This is a genomic window from Gluconacetobacter sp., from assembly GCF_047721585.1.
GTDB lineage: Bacteria > Pseudomonadota > Alphaproteobacteria > Acetobacterales > Acetobacteraceae > Gluconacetobacter > Gluconacetobacter dulcium.
The window spans coordinates 1-16,899 of the sequence record NZ_JBDNXE010000002.1; the positions used below are offsets into that span (position 1 = coordinate 1).

The 16,899-nt window shown below is 62.3% G+C and carries 18 protein-coding genes and 1 pseudogene; 14 read left to right on the forward strand and 5 right to left on the reverse strand.

The genetic code is table 11. The features are described 5' to 3' along the window. The 11 genes and pseudogenes from ABF821_RS00550 to ABF821_RS00600 all read left to right on the forward strand — a co-directional run. Positions 1-447: pseudogene (locus tag ABF821_RS00550) on the forward strand (hypothetical protein); the annotation flags it as partial. Positions 448-551: 104 nt separating this feature from the next. Further along, positions 552-1,145 carry a lytic transglycosylase domain-containing protein gene (locus ABF821_RS00555; protein ID WP_415528676.1) on the forward strand — a complete coding sequence of 198 codons (594 nt, stop codon included), beginning with the start codon at positions 552-554 and terminating at the stop codon, positions 1,143-1,145. A 4-nt stretch (positions 1,146-1,149) separates the two neighbouring features. Further along, the gene (locus ABF821_RS00560) at positions 1,150-1,587 is read left to right on the forward strand and encodes a DotD/TraH family lipoprotein (RefSeq protein WP_415528793.1); all 438 of its coding nucleotides are present in this window, start codon (positions 1,150-1,152) and stop codon (positions 1,585-1,587) included. Further along, positions 1,580-2,515: a type IV secretory system conjugative DNA transfer family protein gene (locus ABF821_RS00565; RefSeq protein WP_415528677.1), complete on the forward strand. Its 936-nt coding sequence runs from the start codon at positions 1,580-1,582 to the stop codon at positions 2,513-2,515. Before ABF821_RS00560 ends, ABF821_RS00565 begins: the two co-directional genes overlap by 8 nt. Next, the gene (locus ABF821_RS00570; protein WP_415528678.1) at positions 2,512-3,648 is read left to right on the forward strand and encodes a hypothetical protein; all 1,137 of its coding nucleotides are present in this window, start codon (positions 2,512-2,514) and stop codon (positions 3,646-3,648) included. The genes ABF821_RS00565 and ABF821_RS00570 overlap by 4 nt, the downstream gene beginning before the upstream one ends. Then, positions 3,645-4,007 (forward strand): hypothetical protein, encoded by a 363-nt coding sequence (locus ABF821_RS00575; RefSeq protein ID WP_415528679.1) that lies wholly within the window; start codon positions 3,645-3,647, stop codon positions 4,005-4,007. The genes ABF821_RS00570 and ABF821_RS00575 overlap by 4 nt, the downstream gene beginning before the upstream one ends. Beyond that, complete coding sequence (locus ABF821_RS00580) at positions 4,000-5,121, forward strand: type IV pilus twitching motility protein PilT (protein ID WP_415528680.1); 1,122 nt, start codon at positions 4,000-4,002, stop codon at positions 5,119-5,121. Before ABF821_RS00575 ends, ABF821_RS00580 begins: the two co-directional genes overlap by 8 nt. A 46-nt stretch (positions 5,122-5,167) precedes the next feature. Beyond that, positions 5,168-5,416: an IcmT/TraK family protein gene (gene icmT, locus ABF821_RS00585; protein WP_415528681.1), complete on the forward strand. Its 249-nt coding sequence runs from the start codon at positions 5,168-5,170 to the stop codon at positions 5,414-5,416. Next, entirely contained in the window at positions 5,413-5,781 is a 369-nt protein-coding gene (locus tag ABF821_RS00590) for a hypothetical protein (RefSeq protein ID WP_415528682.1), read from the forward strand. Before icmT ends, ABF821_RS00590 begins: the two co-directional genes overlap by 4 nt. 545 nt (positions 5,782-6,326) lie before the next feature. Continuing rightward, positions 6,327-8,579 carry a type IV secretory system conjugative DNA transfer family protein gene (locus ABF821_RS00595; RefSeq protein WP_415528683.1) on the forward strand — a complete coding sequence of 751 codons (2,253 nt, stop codon included), beginning with the start codon at positions 6,327-6,329 and terminating at the stop codon, positions 8,577-8,579. Continuing rightward, positions 8,576-8,830, forward strand: coding sequence for a hypothetical protein (locus tag ABF821_RS00600; RefSeq protein ID WP_415528684.1), 255 nt, complete (start codon positions 8,576-8,578; stop codon positions 8,828-8,830). The genes ABF821_RS00595 and ABF821_RS00600 overlap by 4 nt, the downstream gene beginning before the upstream one ends. 17 nt (positions 8,831-8,847) lie before the next feature. On the opposite strand, the gene ABF821_RS00605 is transcribed toward ABF821_RS00600, so the two are convergent. From ABF821_RS00605 to ABF821_RS00625, 5 genes are all read right to left on the reverse strand, one after another. After that, entirely contained in the window at positions 8,848-9,570 is a 723-nt protein-coding gene (locus ABF821_RS00605; protein WP_415528685.1) for a hypothetical protein, read from the reverse strand. Between the two features lie 32 nt (positions 9,571-9,602). Next, the gene (mobF, locus tag ABF821_RS00610; RefSeq protein ID WP_415528686.1) at positions 9,603-12,803 is read right to left on the reverse strand and encodes a MobF family relaxase; all 3,201 of its coding nucleotides are present in this window, start codon (positions 12,801-12,803) and stop codon (positions 9,603-9,605) included. Further along, positions 12,800-13,072: a hypothetical protein gene (locus tag ABF821_RS00615; protein ID WP_415528687.1), complete on the reverse strand. Its 273-nt coding sequence runs from the start codon at positions 13,070-13,072 to the stop codon at positions 12,800-12,802. Before ABF821_RS00615 ends, mobF begins: the two co-directional genes overlap by 4 nt. 182 nt (positions 13,073-13,254) lie before the next feature. Further along, a complete protein-coding gene (locus ABF821_RS00620; RefSeq protein ID WP_415528688.1) occupies positions 13,255-13,680 on the reverse strand; it encodes a helix-turn-helix domain-containing protein in 426 nt (141 codons plus the stop codon). Positions 13,681-13,725: 45 nt separating this feature from the next. Beyond that, a complete protein-coding gene (locus ABF821_RS00625; protein WP_415528689.1) occupies positions 13,726-13,995 on the reverse strand; it encodes a hypothetical protein in 270 nt (89 codons plus the stop codon). Between the two features lie 316 nt (positions 13,996-14,311). On the opposite strand from ABF821_RS00625, the gene ABF821_RS00630 reads away from it, so the two are divergent. The 3 genes from ABF821_RS00630 (at position 14,312) to ABF821_RS00640 (ending at position 16,661) form a co-directional block, all read left to right on the forward strand. Continuing rightward, complete coding sequence (locus ABF821_RS00630; RefSeq protein ID WP_415528690.1) at positions 14,312-15,163, forward strand: hypothetical protein; 852 nt, start codon at positions 14,312-14,314, stop codon at positions 15,161-15,163. A gap of 86 nt (positions 15,164-15,249) precedes the next feature. Further along, a complete protein-coding gene (locus ABF821_RS00635) occupies positions 15,250-16,032 on the forward strand; it encodes a hypothetical protein (protein WP_415528691.1) in 783 nt (260 codons plus the stop codon). Beyond that, positions 16,020-16,661, forward strand: a complete 642-nt coding sequence (locus ABF821_RS00640; RefSeq protein WP_415528692.1) for a hypothetical protein — start codon at positions 16,020-16,022, stop codon at positions 16,659-16,661. The genes ABF821_RS00635 and ABF821_RS00640 overlap by 13 nt, the downstream gene beginning before the upstream one ends. Positions 16,662-16,899 lie beyond the last annotated feature (238 nt).

Genomic DNA, 16,899 nt, shown 5'->3' on the forward strand with positions numbered 1-16,899 from the left:
CTTGTGCCACCACATCCCGGATCTCCACCAGTTCCAGTTCCAGTGTCCGGGTTCACCCACGCAGACCTGACCTCCGCCTCCACCCGAGAGTCCTTTGCGCGGCGCATCGCGCGCTTCAGAGGGATTATGGCGACCCGCGAGGCCACGCTATTCGTTATGATTTCGAGACCGTCGAATCCAATCGGCTGGCATTTCGGGCCCCTGACAGACCTTCTCGAACGCGAGTGCCCAAACGCCGAACTTCTGGCCGTGCAATTGCAATCCCCCCGCGTTGCCGGCGAGAGCGTCGGCATGGAACTGGTTCAGCGGCGAAGCAGATCGCGACTCTACGACTTTCGCCCGGCGTCCGACGAGAGCGCGCTGGGATACTTTCCAGACGTCCTCGACGAGCTCCTGATCCTGCGCCTGATTTACCAGTATCACTTCGACCTGGCGGACGTTCAATGACGGATCTCCCGCCATGCGCTGCCGTCGCCGCCGACGCATATCATGTGCCGAGTGCCATCATTGCGCACGTAGTGGAGAACTCCGGACAAAGGGGAATCGGCGTGATGCGCATCGATCCCGGCTGGTTGCCTATTCTCGAACGCGCGGGGTTCGACCCAGCACAGGTTCGGGACGACGTTTGCATGAACATCGCCGCCGGCGCGTGGATTCTCGCATGGGCGGGTGCCGGCGGCCACGGGGGGCAGCCGCGTCAACGCGAAGCTCCTCCGCCCGCGAGGCCGTTGCCTGGGGCCCTTTCCACCTGCGTAACCCGCGCCGCAGCCCAGTATCACATTCCAGAACTCCTGTTCCGCGCGATCCTGCTGACAGAGGGCGGTGCGGTTGGACGCATCTCCCGCAATCCAAACGGCTCGTACGACATGGGGCCGGCGCAGGTGAACTCAACGCATCTCGCGGAACTCGCTCATTTCGGGATCACCCGCGACGAACTCATCAACGACGGGTGCCTGAATCTCCATGTCGGCGCATGGATCCTCGCCCGCGAGCTGGACGGTCATACGCCGGCCGAGCCAGGAGAATTCTGGCGGCGCGTAGGGAATTACAATTCCCGTACTCCGAACCTCAACCAGGCTTATCAACGTAAGGTCTGGCGGAACGCATCCATCGCCGCGCAGTCACAATCACATGGGCCATCCTGACGTCATGCGACGCAGCGATTCACGCTCCCTTTCTCCCATCTCATTACTCGTCCTTCTGTCGATTTCGGCGTGCGCTCCGCGCGAAAGCGAACCGCAGCCTACGGTCGATCAAGGAATGGCGCACATTCTCAACTCGTTCGACGAGGTCGGGGCTGTAAGATTTCCCATGGTGCGGGCGGGCTCTGTTCTCCCGGCCGAGATGAACCGCCCAATGAGCTGGCACTGGAGCGGTCCGGTCGATCGGGCAGTCCTCATGATCGCAAACCGACTGGGCTATCAAGCCGAAATTCCTGCGGCGTCCGCTGTGCCGACCGTTCGGATTGACCGTGAGGACACAACGATTGGCGGTCTACTGGACGAAATCGCCGCCGCATCTGCCGGGCGCGCAGTAATCGAAGTGGACGTCCCCAACCATACTCTTAGGGTGATTTGGCATGCGTGAAGCACTCCGTCCCGCTGTTGGCTTATTCATTGCAGCCCTTTGCGCGTATCCCGCGTACGCTTCCGCGCAGAGCGACGGCCCCGTGGAGAGCCCGGTGCCTCAGATCCCTGCTACACTGCCTGCGGCTGCCAACGCGATCGACACGCCGATCGCGGGATCTTCCGAAGCTCCCGATATTCCGGACGTCGATCGGCCACCATCCCTTGAAGCGTTGATGGCCATCCGGCCCGGCTACTCCCCGAAAAAGGAGGAGGGCCACGACCGCGACGAGGCCGTTCGCCAGGCAGCCTGGGCAGCCGGCGCACAGGGCGGCCGAGCAGCAGAGTCATTCGCAATCAACGAGATGCTCCGCCGCTACGCGCCTATCCTCGATCGGAAGATCGATTTCCGCACGCTCGTACTTCCTGCCGGCAACGGACAGACGCTGCTTCGGCCGCCCGTGGTCACCGAAGCGCAAATGGCACTTGCTCTCGACCCGACAGGCCAAACGGCGCGTGAAACAGCGACGGTCTACCAGATCACGCGAGAAGCCCGCCTCGTCTCCGCCGTGCCCCAATGGAGGACATGGCTTGTCCGTACCGTCGGCGCCGTCGCCCCCCCTCCCGACGTGCTGCGTCCGCGCACGCCGCACGAAGTGGAAATCTGGAAAACCGGGCTCGCCTACGGTTGGGCCTCAGGCGAACGGCAAGCCGTCGATATCTTCCTTGCGGATCTCGGCCGCCTTGAACGTGACGTGATGGGAATGGCCCGCTACCGGCTCCTGCTCCGTGCCGGCAAGGTTGCGCCGCCTGAGATCAGCTACCGGCATGTAGACGTCGAGGGTGGGCACGACATCATGCGTCTCAGCAATGACGACGTGAAAATTCGAATGCAGCCAGGCCTCGACGCGAACAGGGCGCATTGGCGCGTGACGGAGGACGGGCAATGAAGCCTTTCTCCCCTGACGCAGGCACACGAACCCTCGATCCAGAGCGCCTGAGCAGCCTGTTCGTCGGGATGACGATCGGCACGGCGCTGCTCGCCTTCTTTCTGTGGTGGAAATTCCATACGCAGATGGCCACGGCCATACTGACGGTGCAGGCGCTGGAACTGGACGTCATCGGGGCCTTCACGCACCAATTTGATCCCTTGCGGGAGCATCTCCGCGACGCGGAGCCGGAACATGTCTCCGCCCGAACGCTCTGGACGCTGTGCACCATTACCGGGTCCGTTTTACGCTGGGTCGCCATTCCCGTCATTGTTGCTCTTGCTCTCCTGTGCCTCACGCGCGCTCCCCGCGAGCGCTACCGCCGACGCTTCGGTCTTGATGGCATGCAGGCTGCCCTTGCACGGATTCACCCGCTTGGAATGGCGTGGATCGGGCGTGGCACCAAGCTCACTGAGCCCGCGCCGGCGAACCAGCCGCTCCGCCCGATGGACCCGGCATTACGCGCCCCTGAATGGCGTGAACGGCACATGACGGGAGAGACGCGGCATGAGCGGTTCATCCAAGGCAGCCTGGCCCTGAGGTCGCAGTTGGGTCACGAACTGAGCGGTTTGAGGTCATTCTCGCCAATAGAGCGAACGTTGTTCCTCGTGTTCGCCCTCTTTGACCAGCGGAGAAAGGATGAAGCTTTGGCGGTCCTGGAGGACCTATCGAGTGCTCTGTCGAATCCACGGCTGAAGGGGGCCCCGACGGCATTCGCGACGCTGCCCGGACGGTATATCCGATCTATTGATCGGCGCCTCTCGAAGGAGAGATTCCCAACAGCGCTCGCATTGATAGGCAAACATGCCTGGACGCGGCCCGCCTTGCTCTCGCTCCTGCAACAAGCACGTCTTCGGTCCGGCGTGGTGAACCCGGGCATCTTTGCCTCTGTGCAACTCGTGGATCGGACCCTGTGGCTGGTCCTTGCCGCCGCTTCCTATCCCCGGGACGGCCGGCCGGCTCATGACATGACTATCGCACCATGCGCTGAGGCGGCCGCCGCCATCTCGCACTGGGGGGCGGAGTGTCGAGCCGGTGGCCCGATCGCCCAGCCGGATTTCACCTCAATCCTCCACGCATTAGACCAGAGATGATCACGCCTCCCCCTCCGCCGACCGACCTCATGATCTTGTTCATCGCCGCCAGAACGGCCGCTCTCGAGCTTCGAGAATGGGTGGTCCGTCGATACAACCTGGGTGATACCCATCTCGACGCGGCGATGGTCACCGTACTCCCTCAACTGGACCAGGCCGCGAGGTTCGACGTCTATTTTGGTTATGACGTATCAGCAGCCCCAGCCGCTCTCCGAACGCCCATACAGGCCTACATGACGGCGCTACGCGGCGGCGGAGCCAAACGTGCTCGCGCCGAACTTCCGCAGTCGCTCATCCGCGCGCATCGCCGGGTCATCAGGGTCGTCGAGGGGCCTCAGAGAAGACGCAACCATGACTGAAGACGAATACTGGCCCGAGGACGGAAGCCACCTTCGAAGCGGGAATTTGGACCGTTTCCTTGTGTGGTGCGCCAAGGAAGAGGCCTCGCGCATCGAAATCCAAACCGAGATGCCGGTTACGATACGGGTGCATGGCCGAAATCGACAGGTTACCCGCGATGCGAGCCTGCCGCTCGATGTGGAGGATGCGGTCACCCACGTCTTTCGATCCGCGACCGGTGTCGCTGAACTCCGCAAGGGCACGCCCCTGGATCTCAGTCACACTATCCGTCTCGATCGACATTCGCGACGGCACTCCTTCCGGCTGAATGCCATCGGAACTCAGGTTGGATCGGAGACCGGCATCTCGATGACCTTCCGGCCGCTTGCCGACATACCACGGCCACTGTCGGAGCAGGACGTCGAGCCGGCATTAATGGAAGCGCTCGCTGGGGACCGGGGAATGTACCTCATTTGCGGCGCCACGGGGTCCGGCAAGACGACCCTGATGGGTGGGGTGAACCGGGCACGCCTGGAAGATCCCGCCATCCACTGTGACATAATCGAGGGATCGCAGCCGCTCGAACTTCTTTACGATCTGGTTGAGCGCAGGAACTCGACCATCTCCCAGTGCCAGGTTCCCCGCGATGTCGCGACCTTTGGAGAGTTCATCCGCGCAGCCATGCGCCGCGAGCCCACCGATATTGTGGTTGGTGAGTGTCGCGACAGCGACACGATGGAGAGTGCTATTCAGGCAGCCATATCAGGGCACCGCCTGACGACGTCGCTGCACACATTCGACTGCCAATCCACCATCCGTCGCGTTGCCGCTCTCTGTCCAGGGGACCAGCGCGACAATCTTACCATCTCCTTCGTGGAAAACCTCCGGCTGCTGGTGACCCAGAGGTTGCTCCCTTCGACTGATGGGAAGCGAACGCCGATCCGTGAGTTCCTTCCCGTCAGCCGCGCCATCCGCAATACGCTTCTTGACGCCCCTCGTGACCAGTGGCCGCGACTGACACGCGAAGCTGTACATAACCACGGCCAGACATTTGAACAGGCGATCATGAAGGCGTTCCAAGCCGGCCGGATTTCCGAAGCCGTGGCAGCGGCAGCAATGCAACAGGAACAGTGAAATGCCTGAGGGAACAAACGCACTCACTTCCGGAGGTAACTCCTAAATGTGGCGCTTCTCGGCCGACCCAGTCCGACTATTCATTGTCGACGCTCGGGCAATGGCTCCGATGCTTCTCTTCCTTGTCCACATGCGTCTGTGGACGCTGATAACCGCTGTAGCTGGAGTAGTCTTCTTCGCCGTTCTCGCATGGCTCGGGCTGACGTTACCGGTTGCCTGGAGAATGTTCCGTGTCATTGTTTGCGGCCCCCGACGCCCCCGTCTTCCCTCCAGGAAGAAGCGCGACTACGCATGACCGATCCGGACGATTTCGCGCGTGCGCTTCACATCATGCTCGACGCGCGAGGCTATCGATTTGAAACCGGCATACCCGGCCTCGAGACCATTCCGTCATGGCGCATCAGCCAGCCGGATATGTTCCTTCCCGTCCTCCTGCGCCTGGCGGAGGAATTATGGCGGAAAGACACTGCCGGCAGCGGGTTTGGCCTTCACATCGTTCCGGACGAAATCAGTCTGACAGGTCATCGGCTGATCGGTCTTTTCCACGTCCCTGCCGCGATCGCGCTGCTGGCGATCGACGCCGTCCTGCAGCGACTGGCTGACGACCATGTAATCACTCTCGACGCTCTTGCCGGCGAGGCCATGCGCGCCGCGGGGTGACACCTGACGTACCCCCCGGGGCGGACGGAAAGAATCTGAGGTTACAAACGGGGTCTCTACGCTGAAATTCTGACAGCGGAGAGGTGTCTATGATTATTCTTGCCCCGTCGAGTGAAGCAGTCGTGACCATCCAACGGAACGGCGACGCGACAATCGTCACAATCGAGCGGACGCCGAACGGGGACGGGGAGCCGGTCAGAAGGGAGAACGGCCGCAGCGCCGCTCTTGCGCTGCCGGGCGACTGGGCCACTCCGCCGGCGACGCGGCGCACGGATCCGTCTCGCGAGTCTCCCTCGGCAAGATTGAGGACTCTCGTGTCGGCCGGTCTCATTGCGCTCATGTGCGGCCTGACATGGCATTGGGCGACGGGCTCTGCGCATGACGGTAGCAACGCGGCTTCAGTATCGCCTGCTCGGCGAACCGTAGGGGAGACGATACGAGCGCCAAACGCCGCGACGGACATTGCTCCGCCAGCAATTCGTCAAGTCCCACCTGGTCAACCTACCCCGGGAGGGCCGAACGCAGCGTTCGGACTCGACTAGAATATGGCAGTCATCCGACGCCAGATAGACGGCCCTCAGGACTTTCACGAGCAAGCGGGCGGCCAGTCCTATCGAGACACCCGACGCCTCTCCCAGCATGTCGGAGAACTTCTCACTACCAGCTTTTCCGCCGTCGGCCTGATCGCACTCGCGATCTTGACCGCCGTGGTACCCGCCTTAACCACTCTGACACTCCCGATGGCGGCTGCTTATGCCGCTTACGTCATGACGAGACCGGTGACGCTTCCGCTGCGGCTGCCGGCGAATGCCGGGAGGAAGGATTACGGGAACCCAGTACCCGACCCAAAGAGACCAGGCGTCGAGATTCCAGGCCCTCCTACCGGAGACTGGCTACTCGGCTGGGACGAAGTCACCGGGCAGCAAATCTGGCTTTCGGGCAATGACCTGACGATGCATGGGGTTGCGCCTGGCGCAACCGGATCTGGTAAAACCCAACTGATCTATAGCCTGCTGTGCAACGCTCTGGCCCAAGGCACCGGCTTTACGATCGTCGACGGCAAGGCGAGCAACAACCTCCCCTTCACCATCATGGCAATGGCCCGGCGTTGGGGCCAGGAGGCAAACGTCCGGATCATCAACCTGATGGTTTCCGGCGGAGATCGGCGCACAAATACCTGGAACATGTTTGCATCGGTCAATGCCGAGGGCATGACCGAACTGTTTCTGACGCTATTCGTTCCTGAAGAGAGCAAGGGTGGCGGCGGAAATTCAGACCACTTCCGCAACCGTGCTGAATCTCTTATCCGAGGCATGGCCTACGTCTTCGAGTGGGTCCGAGACAATCTCGGCGTTCCCATCACCGCCGAGACTGTCCGGACAATGTTCAGCGATATTGACCGGCTGCGTTTACTGTATAGCGAAAGGCGCTTCAGCTATTACGATGCGGATCAGCATGTCGCGTGTGAGATCATACTCCCGGATCACTTCCCCACTGCGTTGCTCAACCCGGTACGGGATTACGTCAGCGAGACAGGCGGCTTTTCGGACAAAAAAGACGTCAGCGAGCAGGACAAAGTACGGGAGCAGCACTCATACGTCGTGGGCGGATTCGGCAAGACATTCACTCAGATGTCGTCGACTCTCGGCCATGTCTTCGGTTGCAATGTCGGTGACATCGACTTCCGCGACATAATATACAATCGACGAATTCTTGTCGTTCTCCTACCCTCTCTCGAAAATCATCCCGATACGAACCGTGCGCTCGGAAAAGCAGTAATCACGGCCCTTCGGTACGCACTCGCCGCCGCGCTGGGCACGTCCATCGAGGGAGACTACGAGGACCTGGTTGCCAACCGACCATCCTCCTCAAAAGTGCCGTATCCGATGGTCCTCGACGAAGTCGGACAGTTCGCTACCCGAGGTATCGATTCCATGATGGCACTCGGCCGAGAGTTGAATGTCTTCCTCCTCATCTCGTTCCAGGAGGTCGGCACACTTTATGCGACCCTCGGTCGGGACTTTACCGTGCCCCTTCTGGGGAACCCTAAGCTCAAGATCCTCATGAACGTCGAGGACGCAGGTCCGACCCGCCAGTGGATCGAGGAATCCGGGGGCACAATGCCGGTTACCGTGCTCCCGGGCTATGACAACTCATCTCCGTTGGGTCTCTACGCCGACCAGCAGCGCGCCGATATCCGGGAGGTAAAACGGGTGTCGTGGAGCGACATCCAGAAACTGAGACAGGGGCAGGCTATCATCCTGTTCCGCGGCCGACGCATCTATGCACGGCTCTTCTACGCTGGCGTCCGCCCTGAAGGCGTCAACCGGGTTTTCCCGACGCTTCCCCCTGTGCCTGAGCGCCTCGCTTCGTCTCCATCTCCGGTCGTAGAGAGCGTTGCCCGTCTTATTGCGGCAGGCGCGGACCTTGTCGAACCGGACCGCCTGCCGGGCCTCACCGGCGGTCTCAGGGCGTTGTATTCACGCCTTGCCATCATCGTCGGCGAGGACGCATCACCTCTCCAGGACGCGGAAGATCTGCTCACACTCAACGGGGAGGGAATCAAACCTGCTCCGGACCCATTTGCGGGGCTATTCCGGAACCTGATCCAACCGGCGGAGCAAACGCCGGAGACGAGGGAGCCGCTCGATCGTTCGGTCGACCAGGCGCTCTGCGACGAACTGGTCGCTTTTGAGATGGCCATGGGAGCGTCGGAGGCGACGGCGAAAGGCAGGATCATCCACGCGCTCAACCTTCACGCGCGAGACACGCACAAGCGCCGCTCAGGCACCGCATGAAGGAGGAAGTGGATCGCGTCGCAGAACTTCGGCGAATGCTCCGAGGCTATCGCAAGATGACGGCGGCGCTCCGCCGCCGGTTGCGCGCCTTCGGCTTCGACGTGGTGGAAACCAAAAAGCACGTTCGTCTGCTCCCGCTGGAGAATCCGAAGGCAGCGATCATCATCCCGTCTTCGGCCAGCGACAGTCGAGGCGGCAGAAACGCCGCCAGTGTCGTCGCCCGGAGACTGCGCTCGTCAGGTCACTCATAGCGCCCCGGCCGGCGCGTTCAGCGCCAGTCGTAGCGCGCTTCGATAATGCCGGCATCGCCCGTGAACACATGCCGCTCCAACGAGAACATGCCGTTGGGAATCACGAGCGAAAACCGATCTCCCCAGTCCAGGGTGGGGACAGGAATGTTGCAATACCCGTGAACGCACCAGAGATCCTGCGCGAGCTGCGCCACGCCGGTTTTCATGAACAGGACCGGATATGCCTTCCCCAGGGCGGCCGTGGTGTCCCGGACCCAGAAGAGCGGAGGAACCTCAGCCGTTCGCACGGCGACAGCCGCCGGCAGCGGGGTGCGCACCAGCAATTGCCCCATTGTGGGAATGCTGGCCCCCACCACTTCAATATTGATGGGCGCAACGGGAAGGTCTGGGTAAGGGAAGCGCCCGGCGAACAGATCACGGCCGCCCGTAGCCTCGTCGGCGTAAACCATTCCGTTCAAATTGGCGTCTCCGGAACAGTAGGCGAACGCTTCGGCAGCCGCCTTCGTCACCAGCTCCTGGGCGTGGGCAGGATCGGTAAGGCATTCCCCGACTTTCCGATTCACGTCTGCGCGCAGGACAAATTCGAGGTTCTCTCGGATCAGAAGGGAGACGCCATGCGATTCAATCACCTCGGTTTTGCATGCGGCAACGCCGACTGAGCGGACCCGAAGCCAGAACAGCCATGTTGCGAGCTCGTGCACGTCAGCCTGTGAGAATACCTGGTTGCCTCCTTCAGCCATTTGTTCTCTCCCTTCTCTGGCCCCCTGAGAGCCTAAAGGTCCCGATCGGCCGATGGAACCCTGGAGGCGGAGCCCATACCGCGATCCGGATGCGAGCGTGCAGGCGCGGACGGCGGGGGAGCGTTGTGCGGGCCACGGTGTTCGGGCCGAAGCGGCCTGTCGTTCAACCGGCGTGTGGCGTCCAGAGCCGCCTGGGTGGCATAACCAGCCTTCCGCAGCTTTCGACTGACGTCATCCCACTGCTCGGGTTCGACCCCGTGGACCGGACGCTCGTCAAGCTCGCGTCTGATCTGGCACCCAGGTTCCTGACCGCGCTGCTGCGCGCGTTCGTTCTCATGGGACTGCCGGATCCAGCGCGCGGTCTGCTCATCGGCTGCCAGATCGGCCTTTGCCAGATCGACAGCGAGGGACTTGTATGGGTGGCGTCCCATATCCGCGGCCAGACGGTTGTAAAGGTCTTCCGTCGTGATGGGACGAATATCACCAAGCGGTCGGGCCCATGTTTCGGCTTCTCTCAGGGCACCTTCCGCGACCACGGTCCAGCACGCATAGACGTGCCGACTTTCGCCTACGTAGGTGGTAAAGCCCGTGACCCCGGCCGACCCGCGCGGCATCGCGTTTACATGCTCGTCGGAGGTGATCCCCTGTGCGGAATCGTGCGTCATCGCGTGGCCAAAGCCAAGGCGCAGCCGTCCGGACTCCTTGTCGGCCAAGCGGGACCACGGCACCAATCCCACCCGTCCCTTGGCGTTCTCCAACACGATCCCTTCGTCTGACCATCCCTTGACCGTCACGAAGTCACCATTGGATCCTAACTCACGCCACCTCGAGCCTCGATGCGTCGCCACCTGTGCATGCGTTCTGTTGAAGAGGCGGAGCCGGTCACCTACAGAGATTGGAAGATCGTATATCTCGCCGCGCTGATCGATCGCCGCCCGGACGATCTCCTCGCGGCCAATTTCTCCTCGCGCACGCAGCCTCTCGCGAACAGCACGGCTCAAATCCATGACATCCTCGTTTGTCGGCGCGGACATGGTGATACCGCGCGTCATACCGGCCTGAATGAGGATATCCCGGCGGCGCAAATAGAGGTCCGCGATATGCGCGACGACCTGGTCATGATCGCCGCCGACCAGGCGTATCGTGCCGTCCTCGCGCTTCATGTCGATAGCCGCCCGCGCGCGAGCGGTGTCAGCCTGCCGCTGTTCAACCTCTGTCTTGGACAAGTCCCGACCCGAGGACCGGAAGCGCCCGGCAATCTCGCGCCCCCGAGCAGACTTCTGACGCACCGTACTCAGCAGTTCCGCCCGAGCCTCCGCCGGGAGAACGCGCATCATGAGTTCAACTCCGTCTCCGGCCTCGATGGACTGGCCCTGCTCGCGATCGCCTAGCATACGCAGCGCGAACCCCTGCTCCTGTTGAAACTCCAGGAGCTGCAGGTGTTGCCGGGGTGATACCTGGCTCACTTCATCGATCACCAGGACGCTATCTTTTCCGAGTACCAGTTCGCCGGATGCCATCCGCTGGAGCAGCGGGGAAAGCGCGTAGCACTCCGTGATCCCAGCGTCCTTCAGGGCCTCGGCCTGCCGCCACGCAATGGCAGCTCCCACGACACGACGGCCGTCCGAGTGCCATGCGTCGACGAGAGGACGCAGAAGCGTCGTTTTGCCGGCACCTGCCACGCCCGTCAGAAAGCCGAGCCCCCCGGCCAGACCCAGACATCTTATCGCAGCAAGCTGGGCCCGGCCGTGCTCAGGATCCCGATCGAAATCGAGCCCAGATCGCCCGATCGCGCCCGCGAGGGCTGCTTCGGAGAGCGCGCCAGCCCGCGTCCTCGAAGAGATCGCAGCGAGCCGCGCCATTTCCTTCTCCACCCGGAGTTGCTCCGTCGTGGCGACACGGACGCGCCCTTCCTGCTCTTCTTTGATGAAAGCAACGTGCTTCCCGTCGATCTGGATGCCCCGTGCCTCGATCAAGTCCGCCACCCGCTCAACGTCCTCGGGCTCGCGAATACCTGCTGCGATGAGCCCGTGTGCGGCATGGGTCCGAAAAGCATCCCGGTCGATCACTGCTGCCGTCGCAAATTCTTTAGCGAGCAGGTCCGCCGCAATACCATATGCCATGTCGAAGCGCTGTGCGTCGCTCCGTTCTCCGTAAGCCTCATCTGTCAGCACAGTCTCATGGTGCCACCCGATCTCGGCCGCCTGCTCGCGCCAGATCTCGCGGTCGTTCGATCCGTCGTATTTTTTCGAGCGATAAGCGAGATTTGCCGTGTGGAGGATGGAGAATTTCTGCGCGGCACTCATCTCATTCCAGTCGAGCCCCTGGCGCTTCGCATAAGCTTTCGCCATCTGCGACGCCTGCTTGTTGCGCTTTGAAAAGAGCTCCCTCGCCTCCTGGGGAATGCCGTCGATGACGATCGCGCGGCCCTTCTTGTCCACGCTCACCCCGATGCCAAGGCTCCGCAGCTCCCGCGCCAGTTCCGCTTGGAAATAGGCGCCGAACATGAACGAGGTCGTCTTCGTGATCCGCGCACTATCGAGGGAGCCCAGATGTCCGCTCTCGGTCGCAACGGCATTGAGCATGATATTATGGATATGCGCTTGCGGGTCACCCGGCACAGGAATCTCCACTGCCGCCGTCGCGCCGTTGGGGCCGTCCTGGATCTTCATTGCCGGTCGGGCCGTATAATGGCGAAAGGAGACCCAGGCGACTTCACCTGCCTCCACATAGGACATTCCACCTTTGCCGCGCCGGGCAACGCCGACCTCCTTGGCAATGAATGCCATAGCGCGGTCATTGGCTCGATGGATCGCCAGCCAGATCAGGGCTTGCTCGGCCTTCGTCGCGGCGAACTCGGCCGCCAGAGTGACTGATTTGTCCGGCGAGGCGGTGAAATCGAAACCCGAGATGGTTCTCGTTGCATGAGCCCCCGCCCACTCCACGCCGGTGTCTGCCCTCTTGCATTCGAACAGGCGGGCCAATGCTTCATCCGTTGGGATCTTCCCAACGTCGATCCCAAGGGCCTCAGTGATCCGGGATCCAAGATTCGGCCCCCAGGCGCCCTTTCCGTCCCTGCCGGTATAATAGGTATTCAGGCGATCTCCTGTCTCCACATCGCTTCGGTCCCTGTCGAACCGTGCGTCCTTGCCCGGCTCGAGCTGATGCTCACGGAGATAGGCAACAATGAGTTTGCCGGCACCTGCCGCCGTCAGTTTCCGGTAGGTGATCATCCGGCCGCACCGTCTCTATCCGCGGCCGCCGAGATGCGAGTGACCTGTTCGGTCAACGCGTCCAAGGCAGTGGTCTGCCGGTCGAGCGCTTCGGCGATCCTCCCCAGAATGTCCCGCAAAGTGGGCTCGTCGCGGGTCTCAGGCGGGCTCACCATCTGGTGGATCTCGGCCAAAATCTGACCGTGGTGCTGGAGCACCGCGATAATGTGGAGTTGGCCTCGGGAAAGGGAGGTCAGAGGTTCGGAAGTTTGGGAAATACCGTCTGTCACGTAACGCGCCCCAAGCGGTGGATGATTCCGCTATTGTCCGGAGCATCTTTGTGACTGCGGCCCAGCCGCCGCCTTGTTGCGAATGATGCCTCCAGGAGCGCATCACATTCGCAATCGGAGCGTAGAATCGGCTGCTCGGTTCGCTATCCTACCGGCGCCGAGACGCGATATGGGCGGGCCGCTCACGAAGGCGAGCGGTCACCTCGCCTCGCGCGTGCCGTTTGGCCTCCAGGCGACGGTTCCACATCCGCGATACCTTTCACTGCCGCAAGTACAATGGGGTGCAGTCGCGCCGGAATTCTTCTCATGAGGGCCAGCATACGAATTTCGGCGGCGTTCTGCGCATAACCAAGGTGCTCCGGCTCATGCCCGGTCATGAGCCACTCTGGCGACGTGCCCAGCACCTCGGCCAGCGCTTCAATCTTCTCCTGCTTCGGAGTCGCACGACCAGTCTCATATTGGGAAACCGCCCCGTTGCTGAGGCCAAGCGCCCGGCTTACCTCAGCAACAGTAAGGCCCAGCGCATCCCGTCTCTCGCGGATCCGAGTGCCTATCTCCTGGGCCATGTCGCTGCGTGGGCGCCGACTATGCAGATGCGTGTGGTTCATGCGCGATTTTCGCCCGGCCGGCTCGACCCGTAAAGCTTTCGGTGCCTATCTCCCCAACTCCTGGCAGATAATCTCCGCGTTCGTGAGCAGCCGCTTGATTTCGTCGCTCGTGGCCTCGGCCGTGACTTCAGCGGCGAGCGGCATCGGCACCATATCCAGGAACGCGCGGTCCTTCTGAAGCCGGCGCAGAATTGCCGCCGCTTCCACCCGCTGACCGGTCGGCATCGCCACCAGCATAGCGGTCAAAAGCATGGCATGCGCCTGATTCTGCCCCTTCAACCGGGCGATCGCGTCTTCAAGGTCCGACGGTGTCATCGGGCGCACTCCGTATCCGCGAGGCTTCGACCGCCCTTCGAGGGGCAAAAATCGCCGGCCCTCGGCTGCCGGCCCCGTCACTATAGCCCGTGCGTGGGCATCGTCGCGACGCCCCCCAACCGGATGCAATGTGGCCCCGCAGGGGCCGCACCCGAAAGGGTGCATTTGTGTATGGAAAAAGCTTTTGGTCGTCACTGTGTTGTAGTCGTTGTGTAGGCTCTGCGTAGCACCAACGTGCTTTGTTGTAGGCTGTCTGGCGCCGTGATATGTGCCTGGAAGACGCGTAGCGGGGACTGGACGGCACTCGGAGGTTGAAATGGCTGCGGCAGACATCGGAGTGGAGGGAGCCCTGAAGGTGCTCCGGAGCGCGAATGGCGAGATGTCACTGCGCGTGTGGATGGAGCTGAACCGAGGTGAACTGCTGCGAGCCTGGTCTGGGCGACGCTTGAACTGGACGGCGTTATGCGCCTGGTTCAGGGAGGTCGGGCTGACGAACGCGCGCGGGGAAGCGCCGACAGTCCGATGCGCAAAGATGCTCTGGTATCGGGTCGGGAAGTTTCTTGAGGCACGAGAGGCGCAGGAAAGGGCTCGGGCAGAAGCAGCCGAGACCGCCGCAGCTGAAAGGGCGCAGAGGCACGCCGCAGCCCGCGAAGCGGATGCGGTTTTGCGAGGTCGCATGGAGCAGGTCAATCGGGCAGCCGCTTCGAAGCGCCGCCAGGCCGCAGAGGATGAGCCGTACCGGCGTGAAGCTGGTGAGCGACTGCGAGCCAGACAGGAGGCCAACGGTCTCATTCCGGGGATCGGCACCACGGCACGGGAGCCAACGCCCGCAGCTGAACCGGCGCGGGCAAATGAGCAGGCCACTCTCGTCACGGTCGACTTGCCGTATTATCCGCCGCCATACGTATCAGCGCGCGCCTATCTGCCGCATGATCCGTCATTGCCCCCTGTGAAGGAGGGCGACATCTGCAAGGCGACAGGTGCCAGGTGGGAGATTGGTGGAGATCTCCCGGGATATCCCAGCAAGCGTAACTACGAGTACGAGAAGGATTGGCTGCGCGATGTCGGTCGCCTGCTTCGAGCCAAGCACCCTACGAACCTGACGATGACCCGCGAGGAGAGGTACGTCATGCAAACCGCAAAATCGCGGATTCCGAACCTCTATTAGCCGTCGGGGCGCAGTCACAAACGATCGGGCTAGCCTTCCATGTCGCTGGCATGTTGCCAGCAAAATGGAAGGGAGGCGACGCTAGCATGCCGGACACCACACCCCGCTCGGATGAGCGGCATCAACGTCGGTCGGTTTGGCGAATTGGCCGTGGGCGCAGCGGAGGCAGTTTGGCGCTCTCATGCTTCATGCATTGGGCAATTGAGGCGGGACGCCCAGCGCTGGCGGCAGACGGAGATCCGAACAATCCGACATTATCGAAGCTCTTTCCGTCAGACGGGCCTTATGGCGTTGATCGTCCGACGAGCGCAGAATTGGAAGCCAGCAAGATCTGGCTCGCCAACACACTCGCCGAGGCGCTGTCCGAGGATGCGTCGATCGTAATCGACATGGGCGGCGGCGACCGCGTGAGCGAGGAACTGGCGGCGGAATCTGACCTCGGCGCATTTCTCCGTGCAAACGGCGTAATCCCGACCTTCGCCTATTTCACCGGGCCTGAGCGTGACGACTTCGATCACGTCTACCGCATCTGGGATTCGTCCTCATTCAAGGACGGTGACTCGGTCCTTTTCCTGAACGAGGGACTCTACCGGTCCACCTCGCGGTCCTCCGACCCCTTCGCATGGTTGCGCAAGGACGAACGGTTGCTGGCGATGCACGATGCGGGTGTCCGCACCGTCGTCTTCCCAGCCCTGACGTGCATGAAATATCTTGAGAACGACGGCCTGAATGTATTCGACGTGATCGCCGGCAAGCCGAAGGCGGATGGATCGCAAGTTAACCCCCTTTGGCGCCACATGGCGGTCAAATGGTTGCGGGATTTCGGGGCAAATATCGAGGAGGAAGGCGTGCATCTGTGGCTGCCGTAGCCGCCCCCGATGGTCGCCAGGCAACGCGGGAACACCTTCTTGCAAGCCTGCACGATGCCGGGATCGAGCGCGACAGCCCTTTGGGGGTGCTGTTCCTGCGCCAATGTGAGGCGACTGCCGACGCATGTGATCAAATGTTCCATGCCACGACCGCCGCAGAGGCGCTGCTGGCCGGCGCACGGAAGGAGTTGAGCACCCTGCGAGCGGACCTCGCAGCGGGCCGCGAGCAGGTGAATCAGATGGCGCTGATCGCCCAGACCAACATTCGGAAGCAGGAACTCTTCCGCAAGCGTGAACTCCAGGTGGCGCTGGATGGGCTCGTGTCCGGGCTGACGGCGGATCTCAAGGAGCGCGTCTTTGACGCGCTCCGCGAGGAGATCCCAGCCAATGAGCGTCGCTTCTACAGAGAGGCGCGCTGGGCGGCCTACGTGCGCATGATTCTGGCAGGCGCGATCCTGATAACACTCGGCTTCAGCACCGGCATAACGTGGAACTGGCACGCTGCGCGCACTGGCCGCTTTTGCGAGGACAATTATCACCGCGATCCGACCAGCGGGATGGCGTGGTGTGCGTTGGACCCGTTGCCGAACGGGAGCCCGGAAGCCGGTCAAACCAAGGCCGCGCGCTGAAAGCAGCGGGGAAGGATTGTGTCCATTTTGGTCCAGGTTCGTCCCGCGGTTCCGGAGGCAAGCGGGGGAGTTCGACTGCCGCCCTCCGCGCGCCCGAGGAGTTGCCCGCGCCCTTGCACCGCCGGAAATATCAATCAACGGCGCGTCGGAGCGGACAGGGCCTGTCCCGCTGGCCTGAGCGTTGTCCCCGTTTTCCAGCCCGGAGGGCCGGAGGCGCCCCACGGGGCGCCGGAGCATA